Source organism: Pseudomonas sp. GW821-FHT07B01 (genome assembly GCF_059419065.1).
In genome coordinates, this window is sequence record NZ_JBWKRA010000021.1 from 15,400 (window position 1) to 30,486 (window position 15,087).

At 60.4% G+C, this 15,087-nt stretch carries 12 protein-coding genes; 6 read left to right on the forward strand and 6 right to left on the reverse strand.

The window, feature by feature from the left end:
- Positions 1 to 35 precede the first annotated feature (35 nt).
- Both ribF and murJ read right to left on the reverse strand, forming a co-directional pair.
- Positions 36 to 956, reverse strand: coding sequence for a bifunctional riboflavin kinase/FAD synthetase (gene ribF, locus AC07S6_RS20815; protein ID WP_495112943.1), 921 nt, complete (start codon positions 954 to 956; stop codon positions 36 to 38).
- Between the two features lie 119 nt (positions 957 to 1,075).
- On the reverse strand, positions 1,076 to 2,614 hold the full coding sequence (murJ, locus tag AC07S6_RS20820) for a murein biosynthesis integral membrane protein MurJ (protein WP_495112944.1): 1,539 nt from the start codon (positions 2,612 to 2,614) through the stop codon (positions 1,076 to 1,078).
- A gap of 253 nt (positions 2,615 to 2,867) precedes the next feature.
- Between murJ and rpsT the strand changes: the two genes are divergently transcribed.
- On the forward strand, positions 2,868 to 3,146 hold the full coding sequence (rpsT, locus tag AC07S6_RS20825) for a 30S ribosomal protein S20 (RefSeq protein ID WP_003188401.1): 279 nt from the start codon (positions 2,868 to 2,870) through the stop codon (positions 3,144 to 3,146).
- Positions 3,147 to 3,426: 280 nt separating this feature from the next.
- Here rpsT and AC07S6_RS20830 read toward each other — a convergent pair whose 3' ends face one another.
- Positions 3,427 to 3,912: an FKBP-type peptidyl-prolyl cis-trans isomerase gene (locus AC07S6_RS20830; protein ID WP_003188398.1), complete on the reverse strand. Its 486-nt coding sequence runs from the start codon at positions 3,910 to 3,912 to the stop codon at positions 3,427 to 3,429.
- On the opposite strand from AC07S6_RS20830, the gene AC07S6_RS20835 reads away from it, so the two are divergent.
- The 3 genes from AC07S6_RS20835 (at position 3,911) to yihG (ending at position 7,277) form a co-directional block, all read left to right on the forward strand.
- Complete coding sequence (locus tag AC07S6_RS20835) at positions 3,911 to 4,198, forward strand: DUF3565 domain-containing protein (protein ID WP_078802457.1); 288 nt, start codon at positions 3,911 to 3,913, stop codon at positions 4,196 to 4,198. The two genes, AC07S6_RS20830 and AC07S6_RS20835, sit on opposite strands and share 2 nt — an antisense overlap.
- Before the next feature lie 79 nt (positions 4,199 to 4,277).
- The gene (gene pta, locus AC07S6_RS20840) at positions 4,278 to 6,377 is read left to right on the forward strand and encodes a phosphate acetyltransferase (RefSeq protein ID WP_003188396.1); all 2,100 of its coding nucleotides are present in this window, start codon (positions 4,278 to 4,280) and stop codon (positions 6,375 to 6,377) included.
- Positions 6,378 to 7,277, forward strand: a complete 900-nt coding sequence (gene yihG, locus AC07S6_RS20845; protein WP_014716856.1) for a 1-acylglycerol-3-phosphate O-acyltransferase, YihG family — start codon at positions 6,378 to 6,380, stop codon at positions 7,275 to 7,277.
- 193 nt (positions 7,278 to 7,470) lie between these two features.
- On the opposite strand, the gene cysN is transcribed toward yihG, so the two are convergent.
- The 3 genes from cysN to AC07S6_RS20860 form a co-directional block, all read right to left on the reverse strand.
- On the reverse strand, positions 7,471 to 9,369 hold the full coding sequence (gene cysN / locus AC07S6_RS20850) for a sulfate adenylyltransferase subunit CysN (protein WP_003188392.1): 1,899 nt from the start codon (positions 9,367 to 9,369) through the stop codon (positions 7,471 to 7,473).
- 9 nt (positions 9,370 to 9,378) lie between these two features.
- Positions 9,379 to 10,296 (reverse strand): sulfate adenylyltransferase subunit CysD, encoded by a 918-nt coding sequence (gene cysD / locus AC07S6_RS20855; protein WP_054896879.1) that lies wholly within the window; start codon positions 10,294 to 10,296, stop codon positions 9,379 to 9,381.
- Between the two features lie 253 nt (positions 10,297 to 10,549).
- The gene (locus AC07S6_RS20860) at positions 10,550 to 11,308 is read right to left on the reverse strand and encodes a Nif3-like dinuclear metal center hexameric protein (RefSeq protein ID WP_020302961.1); all 759 of its coding nucleotides are present in this window, start codon (positions 11,306 to 11,308) and stop codon (positions 10,550 to 10,552) included.
- A 101-nt stretch (positions 11,309 to 11,409) separates the two neighbouring features.
- Here AC07S6_RS20860 and algW point away from each other — a divergent pair, with 101 nt between their 5' ends.
- Together algW and AC07S6_RS20870 are read left to right on the forward strand one after the other, a co-directional pair.
- Positions 11,410 to 12,570, forward strand: coding sequence for a Do family serine endopeptidase AlgW (gene algW / locus AC07S6_RS20865; RefSeq protein WP_057977380.1), 1,161 nt, complete (start codon positions 11,410 to 11,412; stop codon positions 12,568 to 12,570).
- Between the two features lie 109 nt (positions 12,571 to 12,679).
- Positions 12,680 to 14,773 (forward strand): TonB-dependent siderophore receptor, encoded by a 2,094-nt coding sequence (locus tag AC07S6_RS20870; protein ID WP_495112945.1) that lies wholly within the window; start codon positions 12,680 to 12,682, stop codon positions 14,771 to 14,773.
- Positions 14,774 to 15,087 lie beyond the last annotated feature (314 nt).

The window sequence follows — 15,087 nt, forward strand, 5'->3', positions numbered from 1 at the left end:
AAGGCTCTTCGGTTAGCGATGGGCGCTAGGTGCGGCTAGTCTAGTGCACGGGCGGCGGCGACATCCGCATTGATCGCCGTTTTCAACGCCTCCAGGGAGGCGAAACGCTGCTCTTCACGCAGCTTCTGGTGGAAAACCACCGTCAAACGCCGGTCGTATAAATCACCGGCAAAATCCAAAAGGTGAACTTCCAGGTGGGCCTTGCCATCACCTGCAACCGTGGGTCTGACGCCTATATTGGCGACTCCCGGCCACGATTGGCCATCGATGTCGACGCTTACCAGGTAAACCCCGGTCAGCGGCACACGACGGCGCTTGAGTTGCACGTTGGCGGTTGGCGTGCCCAATTGGCGCGCCAGCTTCTGGCCGTGCAATACCCGTCCGGCAATGCGGAACGGGCGACCGAGCAAACGCTCGGCCAGGTCGAAGTCGGCGGCGGCCAGGGCGTTACGCACCTGGGTGCTGCTCACGCGCAGGCCGTCCAGTTCGACGGTTTGCGCGGCTTCGACAGTGAAACCCTGATTGACACCGGCATGTTGCAGGAAATCGAAATCCCCGACCCGGTCACAACCGAAATGAAAGTCGTCGCCGACCTCCAGGTGCTGTACACCCAAGCCGTCCACCAGGATGCGGTCGACGAACTCGGCGGCGCTGAGGCTGCGCAAACGCTGGTTGAATGCCAGGCAGAGAACACGGTCCACGCCCTCCTCCGCCAACAGCTGCAGCTTGTCCCGCAAGCGCGCCAAGCGGGCCGGCGCGGTTTCGGGGGTAAAGAACTCCCGCGGTTGTGGCTCAAAAATCACCACGCAGCTGGGCACGCCCAACTCGACCGCACGCTCGCGCAGCCGAGCCAGGATAGCCTGGTGGCCACGGTGAACACCGTCAAAGTTGCCAATAGTGGCGACGCAGCCCCGATGCTCGGGGCGCAGGTTGTGGAGACCTCGAACCAGCTGCATAACGCGCTTCTTGCTCATAAAGTGGTCGATTATAACCACACCCAGCCCCGGACGACAGGCAACTGCGCAGGCCAAATGGGTCGAATCGATAAAACAACCGTTTTATCGCGGCAAAGTCTCTATCCCAACGACTTGCGATTGAAATCACGCAGGCGGAAACCCTGCAACAGCAACATCCCGAAGTACACCACCACGCCCGCCACTACCAATGCGCCCAGGCGCATGAAGCGCTCCAGCATATTGCCTTGGCCCCAGGCCGGCATGATGTGCATCAGGCCAAACAGCACAACCGACATCGCTGCTACCGCCACCAGCAACTTGAGCGCAAACAACCCCCAGCCTGGCTGCGGCTGGTACATCTGTTTTTTGCGCAATTGGTAAAACAGCAGGCCTGCGTTTATACATGCCCCCGCGCTGATCGCCAAAGCCAGGCCGGCGTGGGCCAACGGGCCGATAAACACCAGGTTGAGCAGTTGCGTGACAACCAGGGTAAAAATCGCGATTTTCACCGGCGTGCGGATGTTTTGCTGGGCATAGAAGCCGGGCGCCAGCACCTTGATCACGATAATGCCGAGCAGGCCGACAGAGTAGGCGACCAACGCATGCTGGGTCATCAAGGCGTCATGGGCGTCGAATTGCCCGTATTGAAACAGCGAGACCGTCAACGGCTCGGCGAGGATGCCCAGGGCCAGGGCGCACGGCAACACCAGCAGAAAGCACAGGCGCAGGCCCCAATCGAGTATGCGTGAGTATTCCTGGCGATCCTTGCTGGCGTATGTACGCGCCAGGGTCGGCAGCAGGATGGTGCCCAACGCCACGCCCAGCACACCGGATGGCAATTCCATCAGGCGGTCGGCGTAGTACATCCACGACACCGAGCCGGACACCAGCAACGAGGCGAACGCGGTGTTGATGATCAGGGAAATCTGACTGACTGACACTCCGAGGATCGCCGGCAGCATGTTGCGCATGACACGCCAGACGCCGGTGTCCTTGAGATTCAGGCGCGGCAGTACGAGCATGCCGATTTTTTTCAGGTGTGGCAGCTGGTACAACAACTGTGCCAGCCCGCCGGCCAGCACCGCCCAGCCCAGGGCCATGACGGGTGGATCGAAATACGGGGTGAGGAACAGCGCAAAAATAATCATGCTGACGTTCAGCAAGGTCGGCACAAAGGCCGGTACCGAGAAACGATTCCAGGTATTGAGGATCGCCCCGGCGAGCGAAGACAGGGAAATCAGCAATATATAAGGAAAGGTCACCCGTAGCAGATCAGTGGTCAGCGCGAACTTTTCCGGCGTATTGGCAAAACCGGGCGCCGTGGCCCAGATCACCCAGGGCGCGGCGAGCATCCCGACGATGGTTACCAGCATCAGCACCAGCGTCAGCAAACCCGAGACGTAGGCGATGAACGTACGAGTCGCCTCCTCGCCATGCTGGGTCTTGTATTCGGCCAGAATCGGCACGAACGCCTGGGAAAACGCGCCTTCGGCAAAGATCCGCCGCAACAGGTTGGGCAGTTTAAAGGCAATAAAGAACGCATCCGTGGCCATGCTGGCGCCAAAGATGCGGGCCAGCAGGGTGTCACGCACGAACCCCAATACCCGGGAAATCATCGTGATAGAGCTGACGGCAGCCAACGATTTGAGCAGATTCATTGAAAGAGTTTGCGCCTATAGATAAAGAGCAGGCGAACTACGCGCCCACTTATGCGATACTGCGCGTCTGCAACAGCACAGAGCCAAAGCTCGCGAGTTTACAGGTCAAGCGCCGGAAATAAATCACCCGCCTCTTCAGATCGACCACTCAGCAGTTCGCATCAGCCGCCCTTGACAACCCGTCAAGTCATCGGCATGATTCGCGGCCTATTTTGTTTGCTATTTCCTAAAAAGTCTTTCGAGGAGCTCGACGGTGGCCAACACACCTTCCGCCAAAAAACGTGCAAAACAGGCTGAGAAGCGTCGCAGCCACAACGCCAGCCTGCGTTCCATGGTTCGCACCTACATCAAGAATGTAGTCAAAGCCATCGACACCAAAGACGCTGAAAAAGCTCAAGCAGCTTACGTTCTGGCTGTGCCTGTTATCGACCGTATGGCCGATAAAGGCATCATCCACAAGAACAAGGCCGCTCGCCATAAGAGCCGCCTGAATGGCCACATCAAGGCTCTGAGCGTTCCTGCTGCAGCCTAAGTGGTAACAACTGCCACGTAGCCCAGGTTGCGTAACAGTTAAGAAATGCCCCGTACCGAAAGGTCCGGGGCATTTTTGTTTGCCCCTGAAAACTGTAGGAGCGAGCTTGCTCGCGAAGATCGTTAACGATGACGCGGCAAGCCTGGCGCCCAGCGGGGATCTCAGGTTTTTTCGCGAGCAAGCTCGCTCCTACAGAAAGTTGACCGGGAATATTCTCAAGGCAAAAAAAACGCCCCGAACCAGTCGGGGCGTTTTTGCTACCACCTGATCAAAACATCAATCAATGGTGATGACCGCCTTCACCGTGGACATGGCCGTGAGCCACTTCTTCCTGGGAAGCGTCGCGGATGGCCACGATCTTCACTTGGAAGTTCAGGCGCTGGCCCGCCAGAGGGTGGTTGCCGTCAACGGTAACGTCGTCGCCGTCCAGGTCGCGGATGGTGACAATCTGCATTTGGCCGTCCGGCGCGGAAGCGTGGAACTGCATGCCCACTTCCAGCTCATCAACACCTTCGAACATGCTGCGGCTCAAGGTGCTGACCAGTTCGGCGGAGTATTCGCCGTAGGCATCTTCAGGTTCTACGGCGACGGTCAGTTCGTCACCGACGTTCTTGCCTTCCAGAGCCTTTTCCAGGCCCGGGATGATGTTACCTGCGCCTTGCAGGTAAACCAGCGGCGCGCCGCCGGCGGAGCTGTCGATGACCTCACCAGCGTCGTTGGTCAGGGTATAGTCGATGGAGACAGCCTTGTTAGCGGCGATCGTCATGGGGCGAGACCTTTTGCAAAAGAATGAAGAACGGACAAGTCTAAACAAGGATTTGCCCGAAAGCGAACGGAACCCGGACGGACGGGGCCGATCAACGGTCACGATCACAGGTTTTCATCAGGACGACGATGGGCACTGGGTGGCCGAGCTGTCCTGCGGCCACACCCAGCACCTGCGCCACCAACCGCCCTGGCAGTCGCGCGCCTGGGTGCTCGACCCCGCGCAACGCCTTGAAAAAATAGGCCAGGCCTTTGCGTGCGGCTGGTGTGCGCAAGGGCACGAATAACGATAACCTTGGCGCCTGATTCGCGGTAGGCACTCACCCATAGAGCGCCACCCAAGCCATGCACCTCCAGAGAATTCGCATGCAGACTTTTTTTATCGCGCCCACCGATTTTGGTGTGGGTCTGACCTCCATCAGCCTTGGGCTGGTGCGCACCCTGGAACGGGCCGGCCTGAAAGTCGGTTTTTTCAAACCCATCGCCCAGCCACACCCTGGCGATACCGGGCCGGAACGCTCCACCGAGCTGGTGGCGCGCACCCACGGCCTGAAACCGCCGCAGCCCCTGGGCCTGGCTCACGTGGAGCGCATGCTCGGCGACGGCCAGCTCGATGAGCTGCTCGAAGAGATCATCACCCTTTACCAACAGGCAGCCGTAGGCAAAGACGTGCTGATCGTCGAAGGGATGGTGCCGACCCGCAGCGCCAGCTACGCGGCACGGGTCAACCTGCACCTGGCCAAGAGCCTGGACGCGGAAGTGATCCTGGTCTCGGCGCCGGAAAATGAAGTGCTCACCGAGCTTTCCGGCCGTGTGGAATTGCAGGCCCAACTGTTTGGCGGTCCCAAAGACCCGAAAGTGCTGGGCGTAATCCTCAACAAGGTACGCACCGACGAAAGCATGGAAGCCTTCTCGGCGCGCCTCAAAGAGCATTCGCCGCTGTTGCGTAGCGGTGATTTCCGGCTGCTCGGCTGCATCCCCTACCAACCCGAGCTGAATGCCCCGCGCACCCGCGACGTGGCCGACCTGATGGGCGCGCAGATCCTCAACGCCGGTGACTACGAAAGCCGGCGCATGACCAAGATCATCATTTGCGCGCGCACCATGCGTAACACTGTCGAGCTACTCAAGCCCGGTGTGTTGGTAGTGACACCGGGAGATCGCGACGACATCATCCTCGCCGTCAGCCTGGCCGCCATCAATGGCGTGCCGCTGGCCGGGCTGCTGCTGACCAGCGACACCCTGCCCGACCCACGCATCATGGATCTGTGCCGAGGCGCCTTCCAGGCCGGGTTGCCGGTGTTGTCGGTGAGCACCGGCTCCTATGACACCGCCAACCAGCTCAATAGCCTCAACAAGGAAATCCCTATCGATGACCGCGAGCGTGCGGAAATCATCACCGATTTCGTCGCCAGCCACCTCGATGCACGCTGGCTGCACCAGCGTTGCGGCACGCCGCGGGAGATGCGCCTGTCGCCGGCGGTGTTCCGTTACCAGTTGATCCAACGCGCCCAGGCCGCCAACAAACGCATCGTGTTGCCCGAAGGCAGCGAGCCGCTGACCGTACAGGCCGCCGCAATCTGCCAGGCCCGCGGCATTGCCCGTTGCGTGCTGCTGGCCAAGCCTGCGGATGTGGAGGCAGTCGCCCGCGCCCAGGGTATCGACCTGCCCGAAGGCCTGGAGATTCTCGACCCCGACCTGATTCGCCAACGCTACGTGGAGCCGATGGTCGCCTTGCGCAAGAGCAAAAGCCTCAACGCGCCCATGGCCGAGCAACAACTGGAAGACACCGTGGTGATCGCCACCATGATGCTCGCTCTCGACGAAGTGGATGGCCTGGTCTCCGGCGTTATTCACTCCACCGCCAATACCATTCGCCCTGCCCTGCAACTGATCAAGACCGCGCCGGGCTGCACCTTGGTGTCGTCGGTGTTCTTTATGCTGTTCCCCGAGCAGGTACTGGTGTACGGCGACTGCGTGATGAACCCGCACCCAAGCGCTGCGGAACTGGCGGAAATCGCCCTGCAAAGCGCCGACTCGGCGGCCGCGTTCGGCATCACGCCACGGGTGGCGATGATCAGCTATTCCAGCGGTGACTCGGCCAGCGGCGAGGAGGTGGAAAAAGTCCGCGAAGCCACCCTGCTCGCCCACGAACAACAAAGCTCGCTGCTGATCGACGGCCCGTTGCAATACGACGCCGCCGCCAACGAAAACGTCGCCCGACAACTGGCGCCCAACAGCCAGGTGGCAGGCAAGGCCACCGTCTTTGTATTCCCGGACCTGAACACCGGCAACACCACCCACAAAGCCGTACAACGCAGCGCCGATTGCGTGAGCCTGGGGCCGATGCTCCAGGGCCTGCGCAAACCGGTCAATGACCTGCCACGAGGCGCCCAGGTGGACGACATCGTGTACACCATCGCCCTGACGGCGATCCAAGCCGCCAACCGACCCATGGATATCTAAATGCTGGATTTTCTACCTGCCGCCGTGCGCGGGGTGATCGCTTCGCTGTTGCTGGCGCTGAACACGATCCTGCTGTGTTCGTTCCTGTTTATCGTGGCGCTGTTCAAGGCGCTGCCGTTCGCCAAGCGCCTGAGCGAATGGCTGATGAACCACACCCATGAAGCCTGGGTCACCAACAACAAGGGTTGGATGAACCTGGTGCGCCGTACGCGCTGGCACCTGACTGGCCTTGAGGGCCTGGACTACCAGCACTCGTACCTGGTGACCAGCAACCATCAGAGCTGGGTCGACATCATGGTGTTGCAGTACGTGCTCAATCGGCGCATTCGCCCCCTGAAGTTCTTCCTCAAGCAAGAGCTGATATGGGTACCGGTGATTGGCCTGGCGTGGTGGGCGCTGGGCTTTCCCTTCATGAAGCGCTACAGCAAGGCTTATTTGGAGAAGCACCCGGAGAAGAAAGGCAAAGACCTGGAAACCACGCGCAAGACCTGTGCGAAGTTTCGCGACAATCCCGTGGGGATTTTCAACTTTGCCGAAGGCACACGCTTTACGCCGGGCAAGCATGCGCAGCAGCAGTCACCGTTTCGCTACCTGCTTAAACCCAAGGCGGGCGGCATTGCGTTTGTGTTGGATGCCATGGGCGAGCAGCTCAAGTCACTGATCAATGTGACCATCCACTACCCCGCCGGGCGCCCAGGTTATTGGGATTTGCTGTGCGGTAACGTGAAGGACGTGGTGGTGCACTTTGAAGAGGTGCAGATACCGGCCGAATTCATCGGCAAGAATTATGAGCAGGATGGGGAATATCGACTGGCGTTCCAGGGCTGGATCAACCAGTTGTGGCAAGACAAGGATGCATTGTTGGAACAGCTGCACAAAGACTTTCCGGCCAGCCGCTGATCAACATGTGGATGCAATTTAATGTGGGGGCTGGCTTGCCTGCGATAGCGGTGGATCAGCTAAGTTTCAATAAACTGACAGTCTGCTATCGCAGGCAAGCCAGCTCCCACATTGACCGAGTCCACATTTGAGAATATGTAAAAAGCCCGCCACCGGGTAACCGGTGGCGGGCTTTTTTGTGCGGCAATAAAGCTTAGATCGCGCCGCGCTGACGCAACAGTTCCAGCACTTGCTTGACGCTGTCTTCCAGCGACAACGCCTGGGTGTCGATCACAAGGTCGGCATTCAACGGCACGTCATACGGGAAGGATTCGCCAGGGATGTTATCCCCACCAGCCGCGTACAAACCTTGCGGGTCACGCTCGGCGCACACCAACGGCGATGCCTGCACGTAGACGGTCAGCAGTCGGTCCGCACCAATCAGCGCCTTGGCCTGTTCACGGCCTTCGGCATCCGGCGCAACGAAGGCTGCCAGGGTCAACAGGCCGGCTTCATTGAACTGACGCGCCACATGAGCGGCACGACGCCAGTTCTCGGTACGCCCGGCACGGTCCTGCGGCAACCCTTTGTTCAGGTCGTGACGCAGGTTCTGGCCGTCCAGTACGAACACCGCACGGCCCATGTCGAACAGCTTGCGCTCGACCGCATAGGCCAGAGTGCTCTTGCCAGCGCCCGACAAGCCGCTGAACAACACCGTGGCCGGCTGCTGGCCGAAACGCAGGGCGCGCTCTTCGGTGGCGACATGCGCCAGGCTGCCGTGCTGCGCAGCGCCGCCATGACCCACCGGTGGCGCGATGATCATGCCCGCGGCGACCGTGCCGTTGGTCAAACGATCGATCACGATGAACGCGCCGGTGGTGCGGTTGCTGTCGTAACCGTCCAGGGCGATGGCGGCGTCCAGGCTGACCTTGACCCGGCCAATTTCGTTGAGCTGCAGCGAACTCGCCGGGCCTTCGGCCAGGGTGTTTACGTCCACGCGGTGCACGATGCTGGTGATGGAACCCGGCACGTAGCTGGTGGCGCGTTTGATGTCGTATTTTTTGCCCGGCAGCATCGGTTCTTCGGCCATCCACACCAGCATGGCGTCGAAGGCGTCGGTCACTTGCGGCACGTTGTCGGCATGCACCAACAGGTCGCCACGGGAGATGTCGATCTCGTCTTCCATGGTCAAGGTCACAGCCTGGCCTGGGCCTGCGTGTTCCAGCTCACCTTCAAAGGTGACGATGGATTTGACGCGGCTGCTCTTGCCCGACGGCAATACCACCACTTCGTCGCCCTTGTGCACGATGCCGCTCGCCAGGGTGCCGGCAAACCCACGGAAGTTCAGGTTCGGGCGGTTGACGTACTGCACCGGGAAACGCAGGTCGGTGTAGTTGCGGTCGTTGGCGATCTCGACAGTCTCCAAGATCTCCATCAGCGACTGGCCGGTGTACCAGGGCGAACGCTCGCTCTTGTTCACCACGTTGTCGCCCTTGAGCGCCGACATCGGCACGAAGGCCAGGGTGCTCGGCTTGAATGCGATACCTTCGGCGAACTTCAGGTAATCGGCCTTGATCGACTCGAATACGCTTTGGTCAAAGCCGTTGATGTCCATCTTGTTGATGGCCACCACGATGTGTTTGATGCCCAGCAACGAGGCGATGTAGCTGTGACGACGGGTCTGGGTCTGCACGCCGTAGCGGGCGTCGATCAGGATGATCGCCAGGTCACAGGTAGACGCACCGGTGGCCATGTTGCGGGTGTACTGCTCATGGCCGGGGGTGTCGGCGATGATGAATTTGCGCTTGGCGGTGGAGAAATAGCGGTAGGCAACATCGATGGTGATGCCCTGCTCACGCTCGGCCTGCAGGCCATCGACCAGCAACGCCAGGTCGATATCGTCACCGGTGGTGCCGGACTTCTTCGAGTCGCGGGTAATGGCTTCCAGGTGATCTTCGTAGATCATCTTGGAGTCGTGCAGCAGGCGCCCGATCAGGGTGCTCTTGCCGTCGTCGACGTTGCCGCAGGTCAGGAAGCGCAACATTTCTTTGCGCTCGTGCTGGCCCAGGTAGGCGAGGATGTCCTCGCTGATCAAATCAGATTGATGCGACATGACAGCCCCTTAGAAATAGCCTTGACGTTTTTTATCTTCCATCGAGCCTGCACCATCGTGGTCGATGACACGGCCCTGGCGCTCGGAAGTTCGCGTCAGGAGCATTTCCTGAATGATGTCCGTCAGCGTCTCGGCTTCGGACTCCACCGCGCCCGTCAACGGGTAGCAGCCAAGGGTGCGGAAACGTACTTTCTTTTTGACGATGCGGGCTTTGTCTTCCTCGGACAGGTGCTCGAGGATGCGATCGTCGTCGATCATGATCAACGTGCCGTTCTTCTCGATCACGTCGCGCTCGGCGGCGAAGTACAGCGGCACGATCGGGATGCCTTCGAGGTAGATGTACTGCCAGATGTCCAGCTCGGTCCAGTTGGACAGCGGGAACACGCGGATCGACTCGCCCTTGTTGACGTTGCCGTTGTAGACGTTCCACAGCTCCGGGCGTTGGTTCTTCGGGTCCCAACGGTGCTTGCTGTCGCGGAACGAGTACACGCGCTCTTTGGCACGGGATTTCTCTTCATCGCGACGGGCGCCGCCGAATGCTGCGTCAAAACCATGCTTGTCCAGCGCCTGCTTGAGGCCCTCGGTCTTCATGATATCGGTGTGCTTGGCACTGCCGTGGGTGAACGGGTTGATGTTCTGCGCCACGCCATCGGGGTTGATGTGGGTAATCAGGTCCAGGCCCAGCTCCTCGACCATCTTGTCGCGGAACTTGTACATCTCCTGGAATTTCCAGCGAGTGTCGACGTGCATCACCGGAAATGGCAGTTTGCCCGGGAAGAAGGCCTTGCGTGCCAGGTGCAGCATCACGGCGGAGTCTTTACCGATCGAGTAGAGCATCACCGGGTTATCGAACTCGGCGGCGACCTCGCGGATGATGTGGATGCTTTCCGCCTCCAGCTGTTTCAGATGCGTCAGTTTGTCGACCATGGTTACTCACGGAAAAACGATCTTATGGACGGCCAGCGGGCCGTGTTCGAGCGAGGCATGCTAGCACAGCAACTTCTTCTATTTAGGGCGCCAGCTAGACCGAAACGATATATGAATATGCCGCCGAGTTTGGCGCTCAACTCGGTTAATGGGGGAGCTGGCTTGCCTGCGATACAGGCGCCCCGCTCATTCAGGCTGACCGAGGTGATGCCATCGCAGGCAAGCCAGCTCCCACAGTGTTCAATGCTGTGCTTTAGATCGGATTGGGGCAGTCGATGAACAGATGCTCCAGGGCAAAGCGCCGCGCCAGGTAGTCGCCCAAGGCCTGCACGCCGTAGCGTTCGGTGGCGTGATGGCCGGCGGCGATGAAGCTGATGTCGTTTTCCCGGGCGCTGTGGAAGGTCTGTTCGGACGCCTCACCGCTCAGGTACAAATCGACACCGGCGGCAATCGCCTGGTCGATATAGCCCTGGCCGCCACCGGTACACCAGCCGACGCGGCGAATCATCTCGCTGCCTTCGATCAGCAGCGGTTCGCGGCCCATCACGTCCTGCACGCGACGGGCGAAGTCACGAGGTGACAAGGGCTCGGCCAGGGAGCCGACCAGGCCGACGATTTTTGGGTTGCCCGGGTCCAGCGGGCCTTCGACGGTGATGTCCAGGTGGCGAGCCAGTTGCACGTTGTTGCCGACATCGGCGTGCAGGTCCAGGGGCAAGTGGTAGGCCAGCAGGCTGATGTCATGCTTGAGCAGGGTTTTGAGACGGCGCTGCTTCATGCCGGTGATGCACGGGTTTTCGCCCTTCCAGAAGTAACCGTGGTGCACCAGCACCAGGTCGGCCTTGGCTTCGACGGCAGCGTCCAGCAGGGCTTGACTGGCGGTCACGCCGCTGACAATGCGCATCACTTGGGGCCGGCCCTCGACCTGCAGACCATTGGGGCAGTAATCGGCAATTTTGGCGCTGCCGAGGTAGCGGTCGGCTTCCTCGACGAGGGTAGTAAGGGGCACGGCCATAAAAGACTCCTAAATATCCCGTTCGCAGGCGTCACAGCCTCGTATAATGCGCGACATTATGGGCGCTCTCCCGCCCCCTGCAACCTGTCAGGACTTACTTGATGCTCAAGGCACTGCGTTTTTTTGGATGGCCATTGTTGGCTGGCGTGCTGATCGCGATGCTGATTATCCAGCGTTATCCCCAGTGGGTGGGCCTGCCCACACTGGATGTGAACCTGCAACAGGCGCCGCAGACCAACACGGTGGTCCAGGGCCCGGTCACCTATGCCGACGCGGTCACCATCGCGGCCCCTGCGGTGGTCAACCTGTACACCACCAAGGTCATTAACAAGCCCGCGCATCCGTTGTTTGAAGACCCGCAATTTCGCCGCTATTTCGGTGACAACGGCCCCAAGCAGCGCCGTATGGAATCCAGCCTCGGCTCCGGCGTGATCATGAGCCCCGAGGGCTACATCCTCACCAACAACCATGTGACCACCGGCGCCGACCAGATCGTGGTGGCCCTGCGTGACGGCCGCGAAACCCTGGCCCGTGTGGTGGGCAGCGACCCGGAAACGGATCTGGCGGTACTCAAGATTGATCTGAAGAACCTGCCGGCCATCACCCTCGGCCGCTCCGACGGTTTGCGCGTGGGCGATGTAGCGCTGGCCATCGGCAACCCTTTCGGGGTGGGGCAAACGGTGACCATGGGCATCATCAGCGCCACCGGGCGTAACCAGTTGGGCCTTAACAGCTACGAAGATTTCATCCAGACCGACGCCGCGATCAACCCCGGCAACTCGGGCGGTGCGCTGGTGGACGCCAATGGCAACCTGACTGGCATCAACACCGCGATTTTTTCCAAGTCTGGCGGTTCACAGGGCATTGGTTTTGCCATCCCGGTAAAGCTGGCGATGGAAGTGATGAAGTCGATCATCGAGCACGGCCAGGTGATTCGCGGCTGGCTGGGCATTGAAGTACAGCCCTTGACCAAGGAACTGGCCGAGTCATTTGGCCTGACCGGGCGTCCAGGCATCGTGGTAGCGGGGATCTTCCGCGACGGCCCGGCGCAGAAAGCCGGCCTGCAACTGGGCGATGTGATCCTCAGCATCGACGGCGCGCCGGCGGGTGATGGCCGCAAGTCGATGAACCAGGTGGCGCGGATCAAGCCGACCGACAAGGTGGCGATCCTGGTGATGCGCAACGGCAAGGAGATCAAACTGTCGGCGGAAATCGGCCTGCGCCCACCACCGGCGACCGCGCCAGTGAAAGAAGAGCAATAACCGTCGCGACCCAAGCGCCCGTTCGCGGGCGCTTGTAAGGCCATATTTCTTAGCGATTCATTCTCATTAGTCATGTTATATTGTTTCAATATCGCTATTGGAACGCTCTATGTCGTCTCGAAAGTTTGTGCCCTTGGCCGGCCTGACCCTGGGTTTGCTGCTCGACCCTGCCTACGCCGAAGAAAACACCCTGGAACTGGACACCATCAGCGTCACTTCCGACGCCTATGAATCCGCCACCGGTCCGGTCGACGGCTACCGTGCCACCCGCTCTGCCAGTGCGACCAAGACCGACACGGCCTTGCGCGACATCCCGCAGTCGATCAGCGTGATTCCGGCCACGGTACTCAAAGACCTGGGCAGTACCAGCGTTGAACGCGCCCTGGAATTCGCCGGCGGTGTGTCCAAGCAAAACAACTTCGGCGGCCTGACTCTCTACGAATACAGCGTGCGCGGCTTCACCACATCCGAGTTCTACCAGGATGGTTTCAGCGCCAACCGTGGTTACCCCAGCACCCCGGACGCAGCGAATATCGAGCGCATCGAAGTGCTCAAGGGCCCCGCCGCCAGCCTCTATGGGCGTGGCGATCCCGGCGGCACGGTGAATATCGTCACCAAGAAACCCCAGCCCGAGGCCTTCACCACGCTGCAGACCAGCGCCGGCAGTTGGGACCGTTACCGCACCGCGCTGGATGTGAATACGCCGCTGGACAGCGAGGGGCGTGTGCTGACGCGAGTGAACCTGGCCGTTGAAGACAACCACAGCTTTCGCGATCACGTCGACGCCAAGCGCGTGTTCGTCGCACCCTCCTTCAGTTGGCAACTGGACCCGGACACCACCCTGCTGGTGGAAAGTGAGTTCGTGCGCCACAGCTCCACCTTCGACCGAGGCATCGTCGCCAATACCGGCATGTCCCATTCCACCTTCCTCGGCGAGCCCAACGACGGCAATATCCGCAACCACAACAACCGCATTCAGGCGGCGTTGGAACACCACCTCAACGACGCCTGGAAACTGCGCCTGGCCAGCCATTACAAGCAAGGTAGCCTGTGGGGCGATGCTTCGGAAAGCCGAGCATTGAACGCAGACGGCCACAGCGTCAATCGCCGCTACCGTGAACGCTCCACCGGTTGGCATGACAGCATCACCCAGCTGGAACTGCGCGGGGTGTTCGATATCGGCAGTTGGCAACATGAACTGTTGATCGGTACCGAGTACGAGGATTACCGCAAGAAAGAGCGCGTGACGGCGATCGCAGGCGACTATCCCATCGACATCTACAAGCCGGTGTACGGCCAACCCAAACCCAACGGCAAACGCTCCGGTACCGACTTCTTCGAACAAACCAAAAGCCACGCACTGAACCTGCAAGACCAGATCATCTTCACCGACCGCCTGCGCGGCATGATCGGTGCGCGCTTCGAGCATTTCGAACAAAGCACCGACGACTTCACCCGCAACCACGCCAAGAGCCGCCAAACCCACGACGCCTTCACCCAGCGCGCCGGCCTGCTCTACCAGCTCACGCCAGAAGTCGGCGTGTTTGCCAACGCCTCCACCTCGTTCAAGCCCAATAGCGGCCTGGATGCCGGTGGCAAGTCCTTCAAGCCCGAAGAAGGCGTGGGTTATGAGGTGGGCATCAAGAGCGAGCTGTTTGACGACCGCCTCAGCGCCACCCTGGCGGCCTTTCATATCGAAAAGGAAAACGTGCTGACCCTCGACCCGACGACCAACCTCAACCGCGCCATGGGCAAGGCCCGCAGCCAGGGCTTCGACCTGCAAGTAACCGGGCAAGTGACCAACGCCGTCCGCGTGATCGGCGCCTTGGCCTACATCGACGCCGAAGTGACCAAGGGCGACAAAACCATCCCCACGGGCAGCCGCATTCTCGGCGTGGCCAAGCGCAGTGGCAGTGTGTTGGGTGTGTATGAATTCCAGGACGGCGCATTGCGTGGCTCAGACCTGGGCGCAGCGTTCACCTATGTAGGTGACCGCTCAGGCGAAGCCGGCACAGGCTTCGAACTGCCCGCCTACCACACCGTGGATTTGCTGGCCCATTACAAGGCCACGCAGAACGTGACGGTGGGGCTGAACCTCAACAACCTGTTCAATGAAAGGTACTACGAGCGGTCCTACAGCAACTATTGGGTCAACCCGGGTGAGCCGCGCAACTTCACGGTTAGCCTGACCCTTAATCTGTAGATACAGTCAAAATGTGTGGCTTGCCTGCGATGACCATAGGTAATCACGATGCGAAGCGAGCCGCTCTTGATCTTGATCTGCTTGTGATCTTGATCTCAGGCGCCCCGTTAAACCACGCTGGCCGAACGCAGGCTTGAATTCGTGGGTAACCCGGCAGGACGCCGGGTTAGCCGCCCCGCGCCATGGATGGCGCGTGGCGGCGGCCCACGGATTCAAGCCTGCGTTCGGGCACACCGAGCCTAGGCGAGGTGCCGAGTGGTGGGGCAAGAGCCCTTTGGTTACTTTGGGCTGGGCCGGCATTCCGGCTCTTTTCC

What these genes read in the sequence shown, in the direction of transcription:
- ribF (WP_495112943.1), bottom strand. Translation starts at nt 956, where the DNA reads ATGCAGCTGGTTCGAGGTCTCCACAACCTGCGCCCCGAGCATCGGGGC.
- murJ (WP_495112944.1), bottom strand. Translation starts at nt 2,614, where the DNA reads ATGAATCTGCTCAAATCGTTGGCTGCCGTCAGCTCTATCACGATGATT.
- AC07S6_RS20835 (WP_078802457.1), top strand. Translation starts at nt 3,911, where the DNA reads ATGGGGCGAGACCTTTTGCAAAAGAATGAAGAACGGACAAGTCTAAAC.
- AC07S6_RS20830 (WP_003188398.1), bottom strand. Translation starts at nt 3,912, where the DNA reads ATGACGATCGCCGCTAACAAGGCTGTCTCCATCGACTATACCCTGACC.
- pta (WP_003188396.1), top strand. Translation starts at nt 4,278, where the DNA reads ATGCAGACTTTTTTTATCGCGCCCACCGATTTTGGTGTGGGTCTGACC.
- yihG (WP_014716856.1), top strand. Translation starts at nt 6,378, where the DNA reads ATGCTGGATTTTCTACCTGCCGCCGTGCGCGGGGTGATCGCTTCGCTG.
- cysN (WP_003188392.1), bottom strand. Translation starts at nt 9,369, where the DNA reads ATGTCGCATCAATCTGATTTGATCAGCGAGGACATCCTCGCCTACCTG.
- cysD (WP_054896879.1), bottom strand. Translation starts at nt 10,296, where the DNA reads ATGGTCGACAAACTGACGCATCTGAAACAGCTGGAGGCGGAAAGCATC.
- AC07S6_RS20860 (WP_020302961.1), bottom strand. Translation starts at nt 11,308, where the DNA reads ATGGCCGTGCCCCTTACTACCCTCGTCGAGGAAGCCGACCGCTACCTC.
- algW (WP_057977380.1), top strand. Translation starts at nt 11,410, where the DNA reads ATGCTCAAGGCACTGCGTTTTTTTGGATGGCCATTGTTGGCTGGCGTG.
- AC07S6_RS20870 (WP_495112945.1), top strand. Translation starts at nt 12,680, where the DNA reads ATGTCGTCTCGAAAGTTTGTGCCCTTGGCCGGCCTGACCCTGGGTTTG.